This is a genomic window from Streptomyces sediminimaris (genome assembly GCF_047049295.1).
GTDB lineage: Bacteria > Actinomycetota > Actinomycetes > Streptomycetales > Streptomycetaceae > Streptomyces > Streptomyces sediminimaris.
Window position 1 is genome coordinate 8,025,318 of record NZ_JBJWOT010000001.1, and the last position, 20,100, is coordinate 8,045,417.

Consider the following 20,100-nt stretch of genomic DNA (forward strand, 5'->3'; position numbering starts at 1 on the left):
GACGGACCCTCACAGACGAAGAGGACGGACGGATGGACACAGCAGGACCGGGCTCGGCCGGACAGCCGGGCGCCGGGGGACTCGAAGGGCTCGGAGCCCGGGTGAGCGCCGCCCGCGCGGCGGTCCAGGCGCGCGGCGAGACCTTCTATCCCGGTGCGAGCCGGGTGCACCTCGCCGCGTTCCCGCCGAAGGAGCGCTGGGACGACTGGATCGAGCTGGACTCCCGCTCGTGGCCCCGGCGGGTCGAGCGCCGCTCCATGCTGGTCCCCACCACCTGCTTCAACTGCGAGTCCGCCTGCGGCCTGCTGGCCTACGTCGACCGGGACACGCTGCAGGTGCGCAAGTTCGAGGGCAACCCCGAGCACCCCGGCTCCCGCGGCCGCAACTGCGCCAAGGGACCGGCCACCCTGAACCAGGTCACCGACCCCGACCGGATCCTCGCCCCGCTCAGGCGGGCCGGCGCGCGCGGCGAAGGCCGCTGGGAGCAGGTCGGCTGGGACGAGGCCCTGGACGACATCGCCGGCCGCGTCCGCGCCGCCATCACCGAGGGCCGGCGCGAGGAGGTCATGTACCACGTGGGCCGTCCGGGCGAGGACGGCTTCACCGAGCGGGTGCTGGCCAGCTGGGGCGTGGACGGGCACAACTCCCACACCAACGTGTGCTCCTCGGGCGCCCGCGCCGGCTACCACTTCTGGACCGGCATCGACCGGCCCAGCCCGGACCACGCCCGCGCCGACGTCATCCTGCTCATCAGCTCGCACCTGGAGTCGGGCCACTACTTCAACCCGCACGCGCAGCGCATCATGGACGCCAAGTCGCGCGGCGCGAAGATCATCGTCTTCGACACCCGGCTGTCCAACACCGCCACCCACGCCGACCACTGGCTCTCCCCGCACCCCGGATCCGAGCCCGCGATCCTGCTGGCCGTCGCCAACCACCTGATCAGGACCGGCGCCTACGACCGGGATTTCGTACGCGACTGGTGGAACTGGGCGGAGTACCTGGCGGCCGAGCACCCCGCCGAGGAACAGACCTTCGAGCGGTTCGAGGAGATCCTGGCGGACCTCTACCAGAAGTACACCTTCTCCTTCGCCGCCGCCGAGTCGGGCGTCGCGGAGTCCGTCATCGCCGAGGTCGCCGCGGCCGTGGCGGGCGCCGGCACCCGCTTGTCGACCCACAGCTGGCGCTCCGCGGCCGCGGGGAACCTGGGCGGCTGGCAGGTGGCCCGCTGCCTGTTCCTGCTCAACTGCCTGCTCGGCGCGGTCGCCACCGAGGGCGGCACCTATCCCAACGCCTGGAACAAGTTCGTACCCCGCCCGGTCCACACCCCCGGCCACCCGCAGAACTGGAACGAGCTCACCTGGCCGCAGCAGTACCCGCTGGCGCTCAACGAACTGTCCTTCCTGTTGCCGCACTTCCTCAAGGAGGGCCGCGGCCGGCTCGCCGTCTACTTCACCCGGGTCTACAACCCGGTGTGGACCAACCCCGACGGCATGAGCTGGGTCGAGGTCCTCACCGACCCCGAACTGGTCGGACTGCACGTGGCGTTGACCCCTGTGTGGAACGAGACGGCCTACTTCGCCGACTACGTGCTGCCGATGGGCGTCGGATCCGAGCGCCACGACCTGCACTCCTACGAGCAGTACGACGGGCAGTGGATCGGCTTCCGCCAGCCGGTGCTGCGCGCGGCCCGCGAGCGTCTGGGCGAGAAGGTGACCGACACCCGGCAGGTCAACCCCGGCGAGGTGTGGGAGGAGAACGAGTTCTGGATCGAGCTGTCCTGGCGTATCGACCCCGACGGCTCGCTCGGCATCCGCCGCCACTACGAATCCCCGGGCCGTCCCGGTGAGAAGCTCACCGTGGACGAGTACTACGGCCACATCTTCGAGCACTCCGTGCCCGGGCTGCCGCGGGCCGCCGAAGCCGAAGGACTGAGCCCGCTGCAGTACATGCGCCGGTACGGAGCCTTCGAGATCAGCAGGGGCGTGGGGCCCGTCTTCGCCCGGGAGGTCCCGGCGGAGGAGCTGCGGGACGCGGTGGACGGCCCCTTCGGGCGCGTCTACACACCGGCGCCCGCGCCGGCCGGCCCGAACGTCGTCCCGGTCGCCACGCCCGAACCGGACGAGCAGGGCCGCCGCCCGGTCGGCGTCCGCGTCGACGGAAAGGTGCTGCGCGGCTTCCCCACCCCCAGCGGGCGGCTGGAGTTCTACTCGCGCACGCTGGCCGAGTGGGGCTGGCGCGAGCAGGCGCTGCCCGGCTACATCCGCAGCCATGTGCACCCCGCCGCGATGGAGCCCGGCCAGATGGTGCTCATCTCCACCTTCCGGGTGCCGACGCAGATCCACACCCGGGGCGGCAGCGCCAAGTGGCTGAACGAACTCGCCCACACCAACCCGCTGTGGATCCATCCGCAGGACGCCGCCCGGCTCGGTCTCGGCGCGGGCGACCTCGTGCGGGTGGAGACCGCGATCGGGCACTTCGTGGTCAAGGCGTGGGTGACCGAGGGCATCCGTCCCGGCGTGGTCGCCTGCAGCCACCACATGGGCCGCTGGAAGCCGGTCCACCAGCCCGGGGCGGAAGGCGTCGGGGGAGAGGGTGTCACCGAGGGCGCGGGCCAGGTGATGGCCACGGTGGACCTGGACCGGACCGGCGACCGGTGGGCGATGACCCGCCGGGCGGGCGTGTCGCCGTACGAGTCCGCCGACCCCGACACGCGGCGGATCTGGTGGGGCGACGTCGGCGTCCACCAGAACCTCACCTTCCCCGTCCACCCGGACCCGATCTCCGGCCAGCACTGCTGGCACCAGGCGGTACGCGTACGGCCGGCGGAGCCGGGCGACTCCTACGGCGACATCGCCGTGGACACCGGAAAGGCGCGGGAGGTGTACCGGGAGTGGCTCGCGATGACCCGGGACGCGCGTCACCATTCCCCCGACGGCACCCGCCGGCCGTACTGGCTGATGCGCCCGCTGAAACCCGCCCGCGACGTCTACCGGCTGCCCGAAGAGAGCGCGGAAGCCGTGGACGCGGCACAAGCCGCGGGAGCCCCGGAAGCCCCGGAAGCCGCGGGAGCCGAAGAGGTCGTGGAAGGCGCGGCAGCCGTCGACGTCGAGGAGGCCTCCGATGGCCGTCGAACCTGAGCTCTTCCGCGCCCTCGGCGCGCTGAGCGAGGCCCCGGACCCGGCACACGCCCGGCTGGCGGCGGCCCTGGGGCTGCCCGGTCCGCCCGAAGCGGCCGACCACACCGGGCTGTTCGTGCTCCAGCTCGTACCCTACGCATCGGCGTACCTGAGCCCGGACGGCATGCTCGGCGGCGAGCCCGCCGACCGGGTGGCCGGATTCTGGCGGGCCCTGCACCTCACCCCGCCCGCGGAGCCCGACCACCTCGCCGCCCTCCTCGGTCTGTACGCCGCCCTCACCGAACGCGGGCGGGTCCAGGCCGACCCCGCGCGCGCCGCGCTGTGGCGCCGCGCGGGCCAGGCCCTGCTGTGGGAGCACCTGCTCACCTGGCTCCCGGTCTACACGAGCGCCGCGGCACGGGTCGCGGGCCCCGTCCACGCCGCCTGGGCCCGCCTGCTCGGTGACGCCCTCCTCGCCGAGGCCCGGGCGGTGCCCCAGCCGCCCACCACGGCGCTGCACCTGCGCGAGCGCCCCGCCGCGCCCGACCCGCGGGACGGCCCGGAGCCGTTCGCCCGTGCCCTGCTCACTCCGGCCCGCAGCGGACTGCTCCTCACCCGCGCCGACCTGACGCAGGGCGCCCGCGCCGCCGGCCTCACCCCGCGCCTGGGCGAACGCGCCTTCGTCCTGCGCTCGATGCTCGGCCAGGACCCCGCCGCGACCCTCGGCTGGCTCACGGACCGGGCCGGTGAATGGGCCGAGCGCCACCGTGCCACCGAACCGGTCCTGGGCGACGTCGCGCGCGCGTGGCGCACCCGGGCCGAGGCAACCCGCGCCGCGCTCAGCCGGGCCCGGCCCACCGCCATGGAGGTGACCCGTGTCTCCTGACCCCCGACCCGCCACCGTGATATCCGGCCCCGAGGCAGCAGCGCCCGGGGTGAGCGAGAGCGACGTCCGCCGGATCGTCCGCGAGGAGATCGAACGGTCCTTCCGCCGGGACCCGGCGACCCGCACCGCCGCGATCGTCGCCTCCAAGGGCACCCTCGACTGGGCCTACCCTCCGCTGATCCTCGCCAACGCCGCCGCGGCGATCGGCATGGACGTGTCGGTCTTCTTCACCTTCTACGGCCTGAACATCATCCACAAGGACGCCGAACGCAGGCTCAGGGTCGATCCCGTCGGCAATCCGGCCATGCCGATGCCGGTGCGCGTCCCGGACATCGTCTCGTCGCTGCCCGGGATGGTGCCGATGGCGTCGGCCATGATGCGCTCCAAGTTCGCCAGGAACAAGGTCGCCACCGTCCGCGAGCTCCTCACCGAGGCCCGGGAGGCCGAAGTGCGGCTGATCGCCTGCCAGATGACCGTCGACGTCTTCGGCCACCGGCCGGAGGACTTCATCGACGGCGTCGAGTTCGCCGGCGCCGCCGCCTTCATGGCCCGCGCCCGCAAAGCCCACACCACCCTGTTCATCTGACCGTTCCGGGAACGGGAGACCGAGATGCCCGACATCACCGAGGACCAACTCGTCGACGCCAGAGAACTGATGTGCCCGATGCCCGTGATGGCAGCGACCAAGGCCATGCGCCGGCTCCGTCCCCACCAGGTGCTCAAGATCCTCGCCACCGACCGGGGTTCGCTGTCCGACATCCCCGCCTGGGCGGACGCCAACGGCGACGAACTGCTCGACTCGGCGGAGAACGAGGGGGTGTTCGTCTTCTACGTCCGCAAGGCCGACCAGGAGTGACTGCACGCGTCGCACCGTCGCCGCGGCACGCCTGAGGCGACCGGCGCGGTGGAGGACCGTGCCGGCCGGCCGCGCGCCTCCGCCCGGCCGGGAGAACCGGGGTGAGGCGGGCCGGGCGCGGTCTTCAGGCGCGGCCCTCGGCGGCGACCAGTGCGGCCTTCGCGGTCAGCGGCACGTCGACCCAGCCGGTGAAGCGGCCCTCGATGTTCGCGGTGCTCTGCCCGTGCCGCAGCAGGACCAGCGGCCCCATGCGCACGGGCCGGCGATCACTCACGGTGTCCCGCCGCCGCGGCCCGCTCCCGGGAGGCCTCGATCTCGGCGTAGGCCTGCTCCCGGCCCTCCCAGTGGGAGCCCTCGACGGACTTGCCGGGCTCCAGGTCCTTGTAGACCTCGAAGAAGTGCGTGATCTCCAGCCGGTCGAACTCGGGGAGGTCGGTGATGTCCTGCACGTCCGCGTGACGCGGGTCGTGGGCGGGCACGCACAGCACCTTCTCGTCCGGACCCTGCTCGTCCTTCATGACGAACATGCCGACGGCCCGGCACTCGATGGCGCAGCCGGGGAAGGTCGGCTCCCCGACGAGGACGAGGGCGTCGAGCGGCTCGCCGTCACGGCCCAGGGTGTTCTCGATGTAGCCGTAGTCGGCCGGGTACTTCGTGGAGGTGAACAGCAGCCGGTCGAGCCGGATGCGCCGCAGCTCGTGGTCCATCTCGTACTTGTTGCGGGACCCCTGGGGGATCTCCACGATCACTTCGAACTCCACTGTGACCTCCCGCCGGCATCAGCCGTGTCGTTGTGCGCCGTGCGGCGCGGTTCGTTCGGGCCGGCACCGGGGTCCCGGCCCGGCCCGGCGTCGGGGCCGCCTGCGGCGGCCGCCGAGGGTGCCCCCGGCGAGCCTGCCGCACAGGGCGGGAGGAGGTCGAGCCTGGCGGGACGCGCGGCGCGGCGCGCGGCGCCCGCTCCCTGCCCGCCTGCCGGACGTTCCGCGGCAGGCACGCGCCGAGGCGGGTGGACGCGGCGGTGGCGATGCGCACGCACCGTGCCGAGTACCGGCCCGGGAACCGACTGTGTCACTGCGCGGCTCCTTCCCCACAGGGCCGTTCGGCCTCACCCGGGGTCCCGGAGCGCTCGGTCACGTAGAATCGGGGCAACCCGCATCCGCGCGTGCGATACGCGAGGAAGAGACGCATATCGGAGGCAATCTCCTTTTATGGGCCGAAGGGCCCCTTGTCCGGCCGGCGCCAGGATCGTTCTCCTGGAGGTACGACGGACGGGGGGCCGGAACATCCGGTGCGAGGTGGTCGGTGTGCGGGACGGCGGAGGCGACCCGGCGCGCGGCACCCTCCTGCGCCGCCCCGCGGCCCTGGTCCTGGCTCTGTCCCTGCTCCCCGTGGCCCTGCTCGTGCCGGACCTGCTGACGCCGCCGCGTGTGCGGTTCGGCCCCATGATGGTCGCGGCTCCGGCCCTCGCGGCCATCTTCTGCACTCCGGCCGGCGTGCTCCTGGTGGTGGGCGCGACGCTGCCCTGCATGGTCGCGGCCTCCGTGGCGAACCAGCAGTTCGACACGGCCAACTTCCCGGTGCAGCTGACCACCACGGTGCTGCTCAGCTTCGCCGCCGTGGCGGCCAGCGCCGTTCGGCTGGGCAAGGAGCGGGCCCTGGCGCGGTCGCGCAGGGTCGCCGCGGTCGCCCAGCGGGTGCTGCTGCAGCCGCTGCCGCGCCGGGTCGGCGCCTTCGAGATGGCGTCGCTGTACCTGGCCGCGGACGAGGAGGCCGCCATAGGCGGAGACCTGTACGCGGCCGCCCGCCAGGATGGGTCGGCCCGGATCCTCCTCGGTGACGTCCAGGGCAAGGGACTGGCTTCGTGGGAGATCGTCAACTGCGTGGTCAACACGTTCCGGCAGTCGGTCCGGCGCGGCACCCCGCTGACGGAACTGGTGCCCGAACTGGAGACGGCCTTCCGCGAGGAGATCGGTCAGCTGTCCGCGACGGCGGATCCGGACGCCCGTGCGGCCGGCCCGTACGAGGACGAGTCGTTCGTCACCGCGGTGGTGCTCGATCTGCCGGAGGACGGCCCCGTGCGGCTGGTGAACCTGGGACACCCGCCGCCGCTGCTGCTGCACGAGGGGAAGGTCACCGCGCTCGAGGCGCGGACGCCCGTGCCCCCGCTGGGTCTGGGGGACCTGAACGGGGGAGCGGTGTTCGTGGACCGGGCCGACTTCCCGCCGGGCGCGACCCTGCTGCTCTACACCGACGGGGTGAGCGAGGCCCGCGACACCTCCGGCGACTTCTATCCGCTCGCCGACCGGGTGCGCCGCTGGACCGGCCTGCCGCCCGAGGACCTGCTCGCCGCGCTCCACCAGGATCTGCGGCAGTACGCGGGCTCCCGGCTCACCGACGACGTGGCCATGGTCGCGGTGCGGCGCACCCCCGTCGGCGTCACGGTGAGGACCGCCGAGGGCGAACTGACCGACGCGCACGGGGCCGCCTGATCCGTCCCCTCCGGCAGCCCGGCGGCCGGCCCGGCGAAGCGGCTCCCGGTGACCGCTCAGTCGGCGTCCGGCGGCGCCGCGGGGACGGCGTCCTGGTGCGCGGCGGACTTCCTGCGGTGACTCGCCGCTTTCGCCTGGTTTCCGCAGCGCTGCATGGAGCACCATTTGCGGGGTCTGCCGCGGACGGCGTCCAGGTAGATCATCCGGCAGGTCTCGGAGGCGCACGCGCGCAACCGCGACCTGCGCGCGTCGTCCGACATCAGGTCGATCAGGTCCCGGGCGACGACGGACAGCAGCTCCCGCACGGTCAGGAGCTCCTGGTCCGGGTCGCCCCGTGCACCGTCGGCGGTCAGCCGCAGTTGCGGCACCGGGGGATGCGTGCGGGCCAGGCGATTGACGAGTGCGAGGGCCTGCCGGCCGGGCACGTGGCCGTCGACGGCCGACGACGCGATGTCGAACGCGGCCGCGCGCAGCCCGTGCAGCGACCTCAGGGCGCCGGGCGGGTCGTATCCGGGCCTGAGCGGGAGTCCCACGCCGCGGCACCACGCCTCGAGCCGTGGTACGTCTCCCATCCGCTCCACGGGCGCGTGCGGGCGGCGGCCCACGGTGGCCACGAGGTCCAGGCAGAGCGTTCCCGCGTCGAAGCGCAGTTGCCGCAGCTGCTCGGTGACCCGCCGGCGGGGTTGCCCTTGCGTCGAGACAGCCATACGGACCATAGTAACCGTATAAACGGTTATCAAGGAGCTCGCCACGGCCCCCTCGACGGCTGCCGCCCGACGGTTCGGGCCGTGGCGGTGATCGGGCCGTGACGGTGGTCCGGGACCTCTCACCACCGGAAGGACCCCCAGCATGCGCATCGCGGTCATCGGAGCAGGCGGCGTCGGCGGATACTTCGGAGCGCGGCTGGCCGCGGCGGGCAACGACGTCACGTTCGTCGCCCGGGGCCGCCACCTCGACGCCGTACGCCGTTCCGGGCTGCTGGTACGGAGTCCGCTGGGGGAGTTCAGGACACCGCCGGCGTCAGCGGTCGGCAGCGTCTCCGAGCTCGGTCCCACCGACCTGGTCCTGGTCGCGGTGAAACTCTGGGACACCGAGGACGTCGCCGCCCAACTGGGCTCGGCCGACCTGCACAGCCCCTATGTGCTGTCGCTGCAGAACGGCGTGCACAAGGACATCATCCTGCGCAGCCACCTGAACGACGATCGCCTCCTCGGCGGCACATGCTTCATCTCGGCCTTCATCGAAGAACCCGGCGTCGTGGTCCACAACAACACACTGCAGAAGATCGTCGTCGGGCCGTACCGGGACGAGCAGGCGTCCACGAGCCGGGCCGTGTACGAGGCCTTCCGCGACGCCGGGATCGAAACGGAACTGAGCACCGACATCGAGAGGGTGATCTGGCAGAAGTTCATCTTCCTCGTCGGGCTGTCGGCCACGACTGCCGCCGTCCGCCGGCCCATAGGCGTTGTCCGCTCCAACGACCGCACCCGCGTCCTGCTGGAGGAGGTGATGCGGGAGACCGCCGAGGTGGCGCGCGCGTCCGGCGTGAAACTGGACGACGCGTTCGTGGAGGCACAGATGGAGTTCTGCGACACCCTGCCGGCGGGCATGACCTCCTCCATGCACAACGACCTGGACAAGGGCAACCGCCTCGAACTGCCCTGGCTCAGCGGGGGAGTCGTCGATCTCGCCGAGCAGCTGAACATCGCCGTACCGCGCAATCGAACGGTGGCCGACATACTGGCGCCGTACGCTTTCGGCCGGCCGGCCGCATGAGAAGAGCCGCCCTGAGGCCTTCACCGCCGCCGCAAGGACCGTCATCGCTGCCGTGCGGACTCTGGCGCGGGTCGAGAGCGCACTCGCCCGGCTGGACGACGGCGCCTGCCTGAGCTGCCGGAGCCGAGCTGCCGGAGCGAGCTGGAGAACGTACGGTGACGCGGCGTTCAAGCACAAAGGCGAGGAGTCCTCTCCTCGCCTGTCTCAAGGTATAGCGCACCGGGGGGCTTGCGGCAAGACCCGGGTGGCGGCGCAGAATCGTCGGCCGAGGCCACAACCTGCGGAAACGGCAGACACGACGTACGCGCTCTGTGCGGACGACGCGGGTGGTGCGGTGACGCGGTGATTTGGGGACGCGGTGATTTTGGTGACGCGGTGACGCCGAACCGTCGGACCACGGGGAACGACCGCCGGCCACCGACGGAACCGGCGATGCGGTTGCGGGCGCTCGGTTCACAGGCGCGGGGGTGCGCGCCGACCGACTCGTTGCGGGGAAGGCGACAGACATGCGTACGTGCGTGGCAAGAGGTGCCGCGGAGCCGGCGCCGCCGGAGATCCGGTGGCCCGGTGCGGTGCGGCGGAGGACGTCTGCTTCGGAGGCGTCGCGGTGATCGAGCGGTACGTGCTGGACCTGCGGAAGATCGACGAGGCGCAGCTGGCCGCCGTCGGCGGCAAGGGCGCGCACCTGGGCGTGCTGTCGCGGATCGAAGGCGTCCGCGTGCCGGGCGGCTTCTGCGTGACCACCGACGCCTTCCGGCGGATGACGGCGCGGACACCGGCGCTGGAGGGCATGCTGGACGAGCTGGCGCGTCCGGGGCCGGACGACGGGGAGGCGGTCCGCACGCTCAGCGCACGGATCCGCCGCACCATCGAAGCGGCCGCCGTCCCGGACGATGTCGCAGAGGCGATCACCGGCGCGCTCGTCCGGTGGGGTGCGGAGGACGCCTACGCGGTCCGGTCCAGCGCGACGGCGGAGGACCTGCCGACGGCCTCCTTCGCCGGCCAGCAGGACACGTACCTGAACGTCGTGGGGGCGACGGCGGTCCTCGAGCACGTCAGCCGGTGCTGGGCCTCGCTGTTCACCGAGCGGGCCGTGACCTACCGCCGGCGCAACGCCGTCGACCACCGTACGGTCCACATGGCCGTGGTCGTGCAGCGGATGGTCTTCCCGGAGGCGGCCGGCGTCCTCTTCACGGCCGACCCCGTCACGGGCAACCGGAAGGTCGCCACCGTGGACGCCGGCTTCGGCCTCGGGGAGGCCCTGGTCTCCGGCCTGGTGAACCCGGACGTCTTCACGGTGCGCGGCGGCGAGGTCGTCACCAGGAGGATCCCCGCCAAGCGGCGCGCCGTGCGGGCCCTGCCGGGCGGCGGCACGCGGGAAACGGCGATCGACGCACAGCGGCAGGAGCAGCCCGCGCTGACGGACGCCCAGGCCGTGCGGCTCGTGCGGCTCGGCCGGCGGATCGAGGCGCACTTCGGCCGCCCCCAGGACATCGAGTGGTGCCTGGCCGACGACGGCTTCCACATCGTTCAGAGCCGGCCGATCACCACGCTGTTCCCGGTCCCGGAGACCGCCGACCAGGACAATCACGTCTACGTCTCCGTCGGACACCAGCAGATGATGACCGACCCCATGAAGCCCCTGGGACTGTCCATGTGGCAGCTGACGGCCATGGTGCCGATGCACGAGGCGGGCGGGCGGCTGTTCGTCGACGTCACCCGGCGCCTGGCCGCACCCGCGGGCCGCGCCGGTCTCCTGGACGTCATGGGCAGGGGCGATCCGCTGGTCCGGGACGCGCTGGAGACCCTTCTTGAGCGGGAGGACTTCATCCCGTCGCTCCCGGACGCGGGCGCGGGTCCCGGCGGAGCGCCGGCCGGCGGCGCGCCCGCTCCGGTCGAGACCGATCCGGCCATCGTGGCCGAGCTGATCGAGCGCAGCCGGGCGTCCCTCGCCGCCCTGCGCCGCGGTATCCGGGCGAAGACCGGGCCGGCGTTGTTCGACTTCCTGCTGGAGGCCTTCGAGGAGCACAGGCGAGTCCTCGGCGATCCGCTGAACATCCAGGCGATCATGGCGGGGATGGAGGCCACCTGGTGGCTCAACGACAGGCTGGAGGAGTGGCTGGGGGAGAAGAACGCGGCTGACACGCTGACCCTCTCCGCCCCCGGCAACGTCACGTCGGAGATGGGACTGGCGCTGCTCGACGTCGCCGACGCGATCCGCCCGCACCCGGAGGTGGTCGGGTTCCTGCAGCGCGTCGAGGACGACGGCTTCCTCGACGGACTGGCGAAGCTCGCGGGCGGGACCGAGGCGCGCGACGCCCTGGAGGCCTACCTCGACCGCTACGGCATGCGCTGCGTCGGCGAGATCGACATCACGAGGCCGCGCTGGCGCGAGCGGCCCAGCACGCTCCTGCCCGTGATCCTCGACAACGTCAGGATGTTCGGGCCGGGCGCCGCCCGGCAGCGCTTCGAGCAAGGACGCCGGCAGGCGCTTCAGAAGGAACAGGAGGTGCTCGCACGTCTGCGGACCCTGCCGGACGGGGAGCGGAAGGCCGACGAGACCAAGCGGATGATCGACCGGGTCCGCACCTTCATCGGGTACCGGGAGTACCCCAAGTACGGCATCGTCAGCCGCTACTTCGTCTACAAGCAGGCTCTGCTGGAGGAGGCCGGGCGCCTCGTGCGGGCGGGCGTGCTCGCCGAGCGGGAGGACGTCTTCTACCTCTCGTTCCAGGAGTTCCGCGACGCCGTACGCACGCGGCGGGTGGACGAACGGCTCCTCCGCCGGCGCAAGGAGGCGTTCCGGTCGTACCAGGCGCTCACACCGCCCCGGGTGCTGACATCGGACGGCGAGGCGCTCAGCGGGGCGTACCGGCGCGACGGCCTCCCGGCGGGTGCCCTGATCGGGCTGCCGGTCTCCGCCGGGACCGTCGAGGGCAGGGCCCGCGTCATCCTCGACATGACCGAGGCCGATCTCGAAGCCGGCGACATCCTGGTCACGGCCTTCACGGACCCCAGCTGGTCACCCCTCTTCGTCGGAGTCACGGGCCTGGTGACAGAGGTGGGCGGCCTGATGACCCACGGTGCCGTGATCGCCCGGGAGTACGGCCTGCCGGCCGTCGTGGGCGTCGAGCGGGCCACCCGGCGGATCCGTGACGGGCAGCGGATCCGCGTGCACGGAACGGACGGGTACGTCGAGATCCTGTCGTGACCGGCGATGCCGTGCGTGACGGTCCGAGCCGGGGCGTGACCGACCGGCACGGCGCCCGCGTCGCTGGGCCGCGGGGCGCACCCCGCGGCCCAGCGAGCGTCGGGCAGGATGGGTTCCGGCCGCGGCGCAGGCGGGACAGGAGGGGACAGGAGGGGACAGTGAGCTCAGCACCCATACGATTCGGCATCGTCGGCAGTGGCTGGCGGGCCGAGTTCTTCGTTCGCCTCGCGAGGGCGCTGCCCGAACGCCTGGCGGTGGCCGGGGTGGTGACACGCTCCGCCGACCGGATGGCCCGTATCGCGGCGGAGTGGGGTGTGCCCGCCTTCCGGACGGTCGGCGAACTGTGTGCGACCGGGCCGGAGTTCGTGATCCCGTCGGTTCCGTGGGACGTCACTCCGCGGGTCGTGAGGGAACTGGTCGGACATGGGGTGCCCGTCCTCGCCGAGACGCCGCCGGCGCCCGACGGGCCGGCGCTCAGGGAGCTGTGGGACGCCGTGGGGGCGGCGCGGCGCGCCGGGGGCGGCGCACTGGTCCAGGTGGCGGAGCAGTACACCCTGATGCCCGGCCACGCCGCCCGTCTCGCTCTCGTACGGGAGGGGGTGATCGGCGAGGTCACGTCCGTGCAGGTGTCCTCCACCCACATGTACCACGCGATGTCGCTGATCCGGCACATGCTGGGTGTCGGTCACGGGTCCGCGACGGTGACCGCGCGTGCCTTCACCGCGCCGCTCGCCGATCCGCTGTCTCCCGGTGGATGGTCGGACGACCTGACGCCCAGGGACGCCGTCACGACGCTGGCCCTTCTGGACTTCGGCGGGGCGCGCACGGCCCTGTACGACTTCACCGACAACCAGTGGTGGAATCCGCTGCGGGCCCGGCGGATCGTGGTGCGCGGCTCGCTCGGCGAGATCGTGGACGACGCGGTGGTGCGGATGGCCGATCCGCGCACGCCCGTGGAGTCCGCGCTGACGCGTCGCCGTACCGGCACCGACCTCAATCTCGAAGGGGCGGAGGTGCACCACATCTCCTTCGACGGACGGGTGGTGTGGCGCAACGACCACCTGGGCGCGAGCCTGTCCGAGGACGACCTGGCCGTCGTGGACCTGCTGTGCCGTACGGGCGCCTGGGTACGGGATGCCGGCCCGGAACCCTATCCACTGGCCGAGGGCTGCCAGGACCACCTGCTGGCCCTGGCGTGCGAGGAATCGGCGCGTACGGGGAGGCCGGTGACGACCGCGGCGCAGCCCTGGGCACGCCACTGAGCGGCATGTCCCCGGCGGACGCCCGCATCGTGCTCGGCCCGGCTTCGCGCGGGGCGGTGACCGGCCCCCGGCCATAGGTTTTGCACTGTGCAAATATGATGGGAGGTGAACACAAGCCCGGCGAGCGCGTGGGGAGAGCATCAGTACATGACGGACACATCCATACCGCGGCGTAGGTCCACAGGGCCGGGACTGGGTCCATGGGACTGCCCGCGCCCGCCGGGAGGGGAACGGGGAAGGGCGGCGACCGTGGTCGTGCACCGGCCCCTGCTGACCGGTGGCCGCCAGGTGTCGGTGCGCGGCGAGGGGGTGGCCGTGGCGCGCAACGTGACGGATGTCCTCGCCCTCGTCCGCCGGATCGGCATCCTGCTGGAGCACGAGGAGGCCGGGACCTCGGCCCTGATCGAATGGCGGGGCGGCGGGGCCGACGTATGGCATCCGTCGCGCTGACGCAGCCGGTGCCGGACCGGCCGCGGCGGTGGGGACCGTGCGGGCGGCCGCGTGGGGCCGGCGCGGTGACGGCGGTGCGCTGCCGCCGCGACGGCCCGACGTCACCGACGGTCCGGGCCGTTGGGGAGTGCCGCTTCTGCCGTGCCCCGGCCGCCGCTTCCCCGGCCCCCGCGGCAGGATCGCGCGGGCCGGCCCGACCGCACGCCGCCGCCCGGTCGGCCCGGTGGCATCCGACGGGGTCCTGACCGTGTTCCGGGCCTGCTTGCGGGTACACGACCAACGGTGCGCGCCCACCGGTCGAACAGTGCTGCCAGCAGGCGACCCCGACGCCGTGACCCGGAACGCTCCTGGCCCGGTGCGCCGCCGCTCCGGTTTCAGCGGGAATGGTAGGGAGCATGGAGCCAACGGTTCGCCACGCGCGGTGGGCACGCATACTGGTCTGGATCGTGGCCGTACTCAGCATGACCACGCTCGCCGCCGCGGCCGTGGTGCGCAACACCGTGCTGGAACCGGGCTTCTACGGCCGCGTCCTCGACGAGGACCGGGCCGGCCAGCGGGTCTACGACGAGGTTCTGGTCGATCCCCGGCTCACTCCGGTCGTACGCGACCTGCTGGGCCGTCTGCCCGTGCCGGCGTCGACCGTCACCACCAACCTCAAGCTCGTGATCCCGCCGGAGGACCTGCGGGCCATCGGCGACCGGCAGATATCCGAAGTGATCCACTATCTGGAAGGCGACAGCGACGAGCTCCGCCTCAGGATCGATCTCCGCCCGATCGTGGCCAACATCGGTCGGCTGGGCCAGATCTACTTCGCCGACGCCATCGCCTCGCTCCAGCAGCGCTCCGAACCCGACTACGGCACGTTCAAGAAACGCGTGTCCGATGTGGTGAGGCGGTTGGTGGCGGGCGAAGCGCCCTTCTCCGACCTGCCGACGCTCGTGCTCTCCCACGACCAGGCGGCCGCCGTCACCACCGCGTTGCTGTGGCTGGTGCCGGAGAGGTCGCGAGCCGGCCTCAGACCCGAGCTGGAGGCGGCCTTGGAGAGCGGCGACGTGGCCTCGGCCCTGGCCGCCGTCGCCCCCGCCGCCGTCACGGACCGCGTGCGGGCGGCCGCCGCGGCCCTGCTGCGGGACGCCGGTGGCCACACCTGGGTGATCACCGTCGACCTCGGGCCCTCGGACGACGTGCGGGCGCGGGTCCACGAAGTCCGTTACGTCACCCGCCTGTTCCAGGACGGCGTCGAGCCGACCGCGGCCGTGCTCGGCGCCCTCGCGCTGCTGATGCTGTGGTCCTCGGCGGCGCCCGCGCCCGCACCGCAACGCCTGCTGCCGGTGGGCTGGGCCCTGGCCGCGGGAGCGGGACTGACCGGCCTGTCGGCGCTCCTGGTCCACGTCACGTTGGGCGATGCGCCCTACCGCCCGCCGTCCTCCTGGCCGCCGACGGCGGTGCGTCTCGTCGACGACCTGCAGGACACCGCGCTCGACCGGCTGACGTCCACGACCGTGGCCGCCGCACTGATCCTGCTGGCCGCCGGAGCCACGCTGGTCGCCGTCGGCTGGGCGTGGCAGACCCGGCCCACCGTCCGGATACCGGTCCGGTCACGCAACGGCCTGACCGTGACCGTGCTGGTGTCGGCGGCAGCGCTCACCGGGATGTCCCTGGCTCCGGCGGCGATGACCGGCTCCGCCCCGCGTGCCTGCCAGGGCAGTACCAGGCTGTGCGGCCTGCGCTACGACGAACTGGCCCAGCTGGCCGCGCACAACGCGATGGCGACGACGGCGAACCGGTTCATCGGCCCCGAGCAGGACCCGGACATCGTCGGGCAGTTGAACGCCGGCGTGCGCACGCTGCTCATCGACACCCATCACTGGGAGCGTCCCAAGGAGGTCGCGCGACGCATCAGCACGTCCGGGTTCTCCCCGCAGCTGCGCCGCCAGCTCACCCGGCTGCTGAAGCGGGTGGACCCGTACCGTCCGGGGCTGTGGCTGTGCCACTCGGTCTGCGGTGCCGGCGCCCTCGAACTGACGCCCACCCTGCGGCAGATCGGCCGGTGGCTGCGCGCGCACCCCACCGAGGTGGTCACCCTGATCATCCAGGACGACATCAGCCCGCGGGAGACCCGGGACGCCTTCGAGAAGGCAGGGCTCACGGATCTGCTGTACGCGCCCGATCCGGATCCCGACCGCCCGTGGCCGAAGCTGGGGGACATGATCGACAGTGGTCGGCGCCTGGTGGTGTTCGCGCAGCGGGCGGACGGGCCGGCGCCGTGGTACCGCAACTTCTACCGCTACGGCATGGAGACGCCCTTCGCCGTCGACAGCCCCGCCGAGATGACCTGCGCGCCGAACCGGGGCGGCACGGACAAACGCCTGTTCCTGCTCAACCACTTCGTCACGCACGACGGCGGGCGGCGGCTGTACGCCGGCACGGTCAACTCCCGCCAGACGGTGCTCGAACGCGCCCACGAGTGCGAACGGCAGCGCGGCAGGCCGGTCAACTTCATCGCCGTCGACTACGCCACGGTCGGTGACGTCCGCGGCGCCGTGAACGCCCTCAACGACGAACGGCTCCGCGAGCGCGTCGCCGGTGCGGCGAGTCCGGCCCGGTCCTGCCGGGACAGCCGCCCGGGCGGTCTCGCCGCCGTCCTCGGCCCCGCCGGCCCGCAGGCCCCGTCTCGTCACAGGTCACCGGTGGCCGCCGCGAGCCAGGCGGGTACCGTGGCGGTCGACGGCCGGCTACGCGGGCGCGGCTGCGCGCATCCCTCCTGAGGAGCGGTGCACCAGGAGCGGTACGCAGAGCGGTACACGGCCCGGCGAGGCGGCCGTGCCGCCCGGCAGGGCACCGCAGAGCTGCGCCGGGGCAGGGGCAGGTCTGCAGCCGGGGCCGGGCCGGGTCTCGCGTGTCCGTCCCGCGCGGTGCGGTCAGTTCCGGTGCGGGGCCTTGCAGGCTCGCGATGCCTCGCCCACCGTCGCGTACAGGACGGACGACCCGCCGAAGCCCGCGGTCTCGAGGGCGTCCCGCGCATCCGGTCCCGCGACCAGGGCCAGCGTGCCGCCCTCGGCCCGGACCCGGCGCAGCGTCTTCGCCAGAAGCCGGATGCCGACGGCGTTGAAGTGTGTCACCCGTTTGGCGTCGACCACGAACTGCCGGTGTCCCACACCCAGGAGCTTGACGAGGGGCCCGCACAGCAGGGGGGCCGAAGCCGCGTCGAACACCCCTTCCGCCTCGACGACCAGCAGCTCGGCATCGGCCCAGCGCGGCGTGAGCCGCAGCGGCTGTGCCTCCATGTCTGCCTCCCGCTCGCAGCCGGCCCTCCTCGGGGCCGACCTTCACCGACCCGCCGGACGGAGAGTCCCGGAGTGCGCCTGCCCCGTTTTCCGCATGTCATGCGAACGTGTCAGGGACGCTCCTGGATGCTTCGGCGCAAGGGCCCTCAGCGCGTTCCGCAGGCGTCCTCGGCCGCCTTGCCGAGCCGCTCCAGAATCCGCCGCTCGGCGGGCAGCAGGGGAGGCTCGCTGATCGGGGGCAGGAGCGGCCGCGTCACCGTGGCCAGCAGGGCCGCGGGGCGCAGGGCGCGCGCGGGGCCCGCCCGGAGGCTGGTGAGGTCCCACAAGGCCGCGGCCGCGTCCCGGGAACTCGTGGCCGCGCGGGTCAGCCGGCGTGCGTACGCGGCGGCGGCGCGGTCGGCGACCGTCGGGCTGCCGCCGCGCACCCGGGGGTAGAGCACGTCCATGGCGACCGCGGTGGACCACGCGGTGCCGACGTGACGGGCCGCGCCGTGCAGGACACGACGGGTCAGGCCGGGACGTGAGATGCCGTCCTGCCGCAACGCCCGGTACAGGCCGTGGGCGCCGAGCGCGCCCACGGAGATGCCTTGACCGTAGGCCGGGTTGAAGGTGGCCAGCGCGTCGCCGAGGACGAGGAACCGCTCGGGCCACAGCGGGGACCTCTCGAAATAGCGGCGCACGTTGCTGGTGCTGCGGCTGACCACGACGCCGGTGAGGGGTTCGGCGCCGGAGACGAGCCGGCCGACGATCGGATGCGGCAGGGAGCGGCAGTAGCCGAGGAAGCCTTCCTCGTCGCTCGGCGGCTCCCCGCCCCTGGTGCCGCCCGCACTGACCATCCAGCGATTGCCCTCGATCGGCAGCACCATGGCGCTCCTGCCGGGCCGGCCGCTGTGCGGGTCGGCCTGGATCACGGTCAGGGGGAAGGTTTCCGCACCGTCGGGCGTCCGGTAGATCCGGGTGGCGTTGGTGAGGCCGGAGTCGACCTTCCGCTCCTTGACACCCCTGATGCCGATGTCGCTCAGCCAGTGGACGGTCCGCGACCCTCGTCCGCTGGCGTCCACCACGAGGTCGGCTTCCAGCTCGCGGCCGAGGGTGGCGTCGGACCCGCTGACGCGGACACCCCGTACGCGTCGTGCGTCTCCCAGCAGCCCCTCCACGGTGGCCCGGTGGATCGACACGTTGCCCGCCTGCTCCAGCAGGGCCGCACGGACGACCCAGTCCAGCAGGGCACGCGTACACGTGATCATGCTGGGGCCCTCTCCCCGGTACCGGCGGAACCAGCCGGCGTCCGGAGCCAGCGCCAGCATGCCGTTGGCCATCGGTATCCGGTGTGCGCCCGCCTCGGCAAGGCGCTCGCGCAGGCTGTCCGTGAAGAGGGCCTCCATGGCGGACAGACCACCGGCCATCAGCAGGTGGGCGTGCTGTCCCTGCGGGACCCCTCGCCGGTTCTCGGGCGCGTCGGGAAGCACGTCCCGTTCGAGGACGACCACCTCCGCGTCGCGGTCCGCCCGGGAGATCGCGGCTGCGGCCAGCAGCCCGGTCATACCTGCTCCGATCACGACAGCTCTCTGCGGCAACTGAATCTCCTCGTCGGGACCTCGGGATGGGTTGTACTAAGCCTGCACCTGGTCCGGTGCCAGTGCCCGGACCCGGGTCACGGCGTCCGCCAGGTCGACCAGGTCGAGGGTGATGCGGAAGTTGGCGGGCGGATCGGGCGAGCCGTCCGTCTGCCCCGACGCCCGCAGGATGCCGTCGATGATCATCGCCTTCTCCGAGTCCCTGCGCGCCGCCTCCGCGCTCGCGCCGCGGCTGACCGCCGCCGCGTACGCGGCGCGGCCGACGTGCTGGTCGAACTGCGCCGTCAGTTGCAGCAGGGCGTCACGGATGTTCGCTTCGAGCAGGTACAGCCGGCTGCTGGGCAGCTGCCACCACAGCTGCCACCACCTCGGCTCGGCCTGCGGAGTCGTGGTCAGGTCCCGCAGCGCCGACCACAGGGGCTTGAGCGCGCGGTAGCCGGCCAGGCTCTGCCGCTCCGCAGCGGCGGAGGCGAGGCGCGGCAGGACGAAGCCGGCGGAGTAGATGAGCGCGCCGAGGGAGGCGGCGGGCGGCGCCACCGTGGTCGACAGGACATCCAGGTCGTAGCCGCACCACCGGGCCATGACAGCGGTGACCTTGGCGAGTTCAAAACCGATCACGTCCAGCAGCAGCCCGGCGAGGATCAGCCGCAGCCCGATCCGCAGCAGGCCGGTGACCTTGTCGCGGGCCCACCTGAGGCAGACGACGCTCAGGACGATGGTGCTGGCCAGGTGCCCCGTCAGGTAGAGCACGATCATCTCGCGCATGAACGGGGTGTTGGCGTAGTAGGTGTCCAGGTCGGTGAGCCGCTCGGTGCGGGCGTCGGCGAGGGCGAACAGCACGCAGATGGCGACGACCAGAGCCCCGTACACGGCGATGCTCAGCCGCACCTGACGCCGTATCCGTTCCCGCGGGCCGCCCCTCCAGTGGATCAACAGGATGATCAGGGAGCAGCTGAAGGCGGAGATCGAGCTGTAGGTGATCGGGGCACCCACGTTGGGGATGCCGGTGGCGCGGTTGACGGCGGCCAAGGTCGCCGGTGCGGCGCAGGTGAAGCAGACGGCGCCGAGGAACGCCGTCGCCCGCGTGGGGACGGTCAGCGGTGTGCGGGGAGTCGTGCGTGACCGGCGAAGGACCATGGCGGCCGCGACCAGCGGCAGGGCCGCCATATACACGACAAGGCTCATAT

General features: G+C 72.8%; 16 protein-coding genes. 10 read left to right on the top strand and 6 right to left on the bottom strand.

The genetic code is table 11. From position 1 onward, the window contains the following. Positions 1-32 precede the first annotated feature (32 nt). Genes ACJ9NR_RS36755 through ACJ9NR_RS36770 form a run of 4 tightly spaced genes read left to right on the top strand, consistent with a single transcriptional unit; the run spans position 33 to position 4,861 of the window. Positions 33-3,140 carry a molybdopterin dinucleotide binding domain-containing protein gene (locus ACJ9NR_RS36755; RefSeq protein WP_412492632.1) on the top strand — a complete coding sequence of 1,036 codons (3,108 nt, stop codon included), beginning with the start codon at positions 33-35 and terminating at the stop codon, positions 3,138-3,140. After that, positions 3,124-4,005 (top strand): molecular chaperone TorD family protein, encoded by an 882-nt coding sequence (locus ACJ9NR_RS36760; protein ID WP_412492633.1) that lies wholly within the window; start codon positions 3,124-3,126, stop codon positions 4,003-4,005. The genes ACJ9NR_RS36755 and ACJ9NR_RS36760 overlap by 17 nt, the downstream gene beginning before the upstream one ends. Positions 4,006-4,054: 49 nt before the next feature. Further along, positions 4,055-4,591 (top strand): DsrE/DsrF/DrsH-like family protein, encoded by a 537-nt coding sequence (locus ACJ9NR_RS36765; protein WP_412492635.1) that lies wholly within the window; start codon positions 4,055-4,057, stop codon positions 4,589-4,591. 24 nt (positions 4,592-4,615) lie between these two features. After that, positions 4,616-4,861 carry a sulfurtransferase TusA family protein gene (locus tag ACJ9NR_RS36770; protein ID WP_412492637.1) on the top strand — a complete coding sequence of 82 codons (246 nt, stop codon included), beginning with the start codon at positions 4,616-4,618 and terminating at the stop codon, positions 4,859-4,861. Positions 4,862-4,985: 124 nt separating this feature from the next. Here the strand turns inward: ACJ9NR_RS36770 and ACJ9NR_RS36775 are convergent, their stop codons facing one another. Both ACJ9NR_RS36775 and ACJ9NR_RS36780 read right to left on the bottom strand, forming a co-directional pair. After that, the gene (locus ACJ9NR_RS36775; RefSeq protein WP_434056977.1) at positions 4,986-5,135 is read right to left on the bottom strand and encodes a histidine phosphatase family protein; all 150 of its coding nucleotides are present in this window, start codon (positions 5,133-5,135) and stop codon (positions 4,986-4,988) included. Then, complete coding sequence (locus tag ACJ9NR_RS36780) at positions 5,128-5,622, bottom strand: inorganic diphosphatase (protein ID WP_412492639.1); 495 nt, start codon at positions 5,620-5,622, stop codon at positions 5,128-5,130. The genes ACJ9NR_RS36775 and ACJ9NR_RS36780 overlap by 8 nt, the downstream gene beginning before the upstream one ends. Positions 5,623-6,165: 543 nt before the next feature. On the opposite strand from ACJ9NR_RS36780, the gene ACJ9NR_RS36785 reads away from it, so the two are divergent. Then, positions 6,166-7,350 carry a PP2C family protein-serine/threonine phosphatase gene (locus ACJ9NR_RS36785; RefSeq protein WP_412492641.1) on the top strand — a complete coding sequence of 395 codons (1,185 nt, stop codon included), beginning with the start codon at positions 6,166-6,168 and terminating at the stop codon, positions 7,348-7,350. A gap of 56 nt (positions 7,351-7,406) precedes the next feature. Here ACJ9NR_RS36785 and ACJ9NR_RS36790 read toward each other — a convergent pair whose 3' ends face one another. Further along, entirely contained in the window at positions 7,407-8,057 is a 651-nt protein-coding gene (locus tag ACJ9NR_RS36790) for a CGNR zinc finger domain-containing protein (protein ID WP_412492643.1), read from the bottom strand. A 142-nt stretch (positions 8,058-8,199) separates the two neighbouring features. Between ACJ9NR_RS36790 and ACJ9NR_RS36795 the strand changes: the two genes are divergently transcribed. The 5 genes from ACJ9NR_RS36795 (at position 8,200) to ACJ9NR_RS36815 (ending at position 16,817) form a co-directional block, all read left to right on the top strand. Continuing rightward, on the top strand, positions 8,200-9,126 hold the full coding sequence (locus tag ACJ9NR_RS36795; RefSeq protein ID WP_412492644.1) for a ketopantoate reductase family protein: 927 nt from the start codon (positions 8,200-8,202) through the stop codon (positions 9,124-9,126). 607 nt (positions 9,127-9,733) lie between these two features. After that, positions 9,734-12,337: a rifamycin-inactivating phosphotransferase gene (gene rph, locus ACJ9NR_RS36800; protein ID WP_412492964.1), complete on the top strand. Its 2,604-nt coding sequence runs from the start codon at positions 9,734-9,736 to the stop codon at positions 12,335-12,337. Positions 12,338-12,495: 158 nt separating this feature from the next. Then, the gene (locus tag ACJ9NR_RS36805; RefSeq protein WP_412492645.1) at positions 12,496-13,599 is read left to right on the top strand and encodes a Gfo/Idh/MocA family protein; all 1,104 of its coding nucleotides are present in this window, start codon (positions 12,496-12,498) and stop codon (positions 13,597-13,599) included. A 249-nt stretch (positions 13,600-13,848) separates the two neighbouring features. Further along, positions 13,849-14,049 carry a hypothetical protein gene (locus ACJ9NR_RS36810; RefSeq protein ID WP_412492646.1) on the top strand — a complete coding sequence of 67 codons (201 nt, stop codon included), beginning with the start codon at positions 13,849-13,851 and terminating at the stop codon, positions 14,047-14,049. A gap of 395 nt (positions 14,050-14,444) precedes the next feature. Beyond that, positions 14,445-16,817 carry a phosphoinositide-specific phospholipase C-related protein gene (locus tag ACJ9NR_RS36815; RefSeq protein ID WP_412492647.1) on the top strand — a complete coding sequence of 791 codons (2,373 nt, stop codon included), beginning with the start codon at positions 14,445-14,447 and terminating at the stop codon, positions 16,815-16,817. A gap of 153 nt (positions 16,818-16,970) precedes the next feature. Here the strand turns inward: ACJ9NR_RS36815 and ACJ9NR_RS36820 are convergent, their stop codons facing one another. The 3 genes from ACJ9NR_RS36820 to ACJ9NR_RS36830 form a co-directional block, all read right to left on the bottom strand. Continuing rightward, complete coding sequence (locus ACJ9NR_RS36820; RefSeq protein ID WP_412492648.1) at positions 16,971-17,336, bottom strand: STAS domain-containing protein; 366 nt, start codon at positions 17,334-17,336, stop codon at positions 16,971-16,973. A 146-nt stretch (positions 17,337-17,482) separates the two neighbouring features. After that, on the bottom strand, positions 17,483-18,895 hold the full coding sequence (locus ACJ9NR_RS36825) for an NAD(P)/FAD-dependent oxidoreductase (RefSeq protein ID WP_412492649.1): 1,413 nt from the start codon (positions 18,893-18,895) through the stop codon (positions 17,483-17,485). A 54-nt stretch (positions 18,896-18,949) separates the two neighbouring features. Further along, on the bottom strand, positions 18,950-20,098 hold the full coding sequence (locus tag ACJ9NR_RS36830; RefSeq protein ID WP_412492650.1) for a DUF6545 domain-containing protein: 1,149 nt from the start codon (positions 20,096-20,098) through the stop codon (positions 18,950-18,952). Positions 20,099-20,100: the final 2 nt, after the last annotated feature.

Bases quoted from the DNA above. Each gene is read 5' to 3' on its own strand.
- ACJ9NR_RS36830 (WP_412492650.1), bottom strand. From the start codon at position 20,098: ATGAGCCTTGTCGTGTATATGGCGGCCCTGCCGCTGGTCGCGGCCGCC.
- ACJ9NR_RS36815 (WP_412492647.1), top strand. From the start codon at position 14,445: ATGGAGCCAACGGTTCGCCACGCGCGGTGGGCACGCATACTGGTCTGG.
- ACJ9NR_RS36755 (WP_412492632.1), top strand. From the start codon at position 33: ATGGACACAGCAGGACCGGGCTCGGCCGGACAGCCGGGCGCCGGGGGA.
- ACJ9NR_RS36795 (WP_412492644.1), top strand. From the start codon at position 8,200: ATGCGCATCGCGGTCATCGGAGCAGGCGGCGTCGGCGGATACTTCGGA.
- ACJ9NR_RS36820 (WP_412492648.1), bottom strand. From the start codon at position 17,336: ATGGAGGCACAGCCGCTGCGGCTCACGCCGCGCTGGGCCGATGCCGAG.
- ACJ9NR_RS36770 (WP_412492637.1), top strand. From the start codon at position 4,616: ATGCCCGACATCACCGAGGACCAACTCGTCGACGCCAGAGAACTGATG.
- ACJ9NR_RS36760 (WP_412492633.1), top strand. From the start codon at position 3,124: ATGGCCGTCGAACCTGAGCTCTTCCGCGCCCTCGGCGCGCTGAGCGAG.
- ACJ9NR_RS36790 (WP_412492643.1), bottom strand. From the start codon at position 8,057: ATGGCTGTCTCGACGCAAGGGCAACCCCGCCGGCGGGTCACCGAGCAG.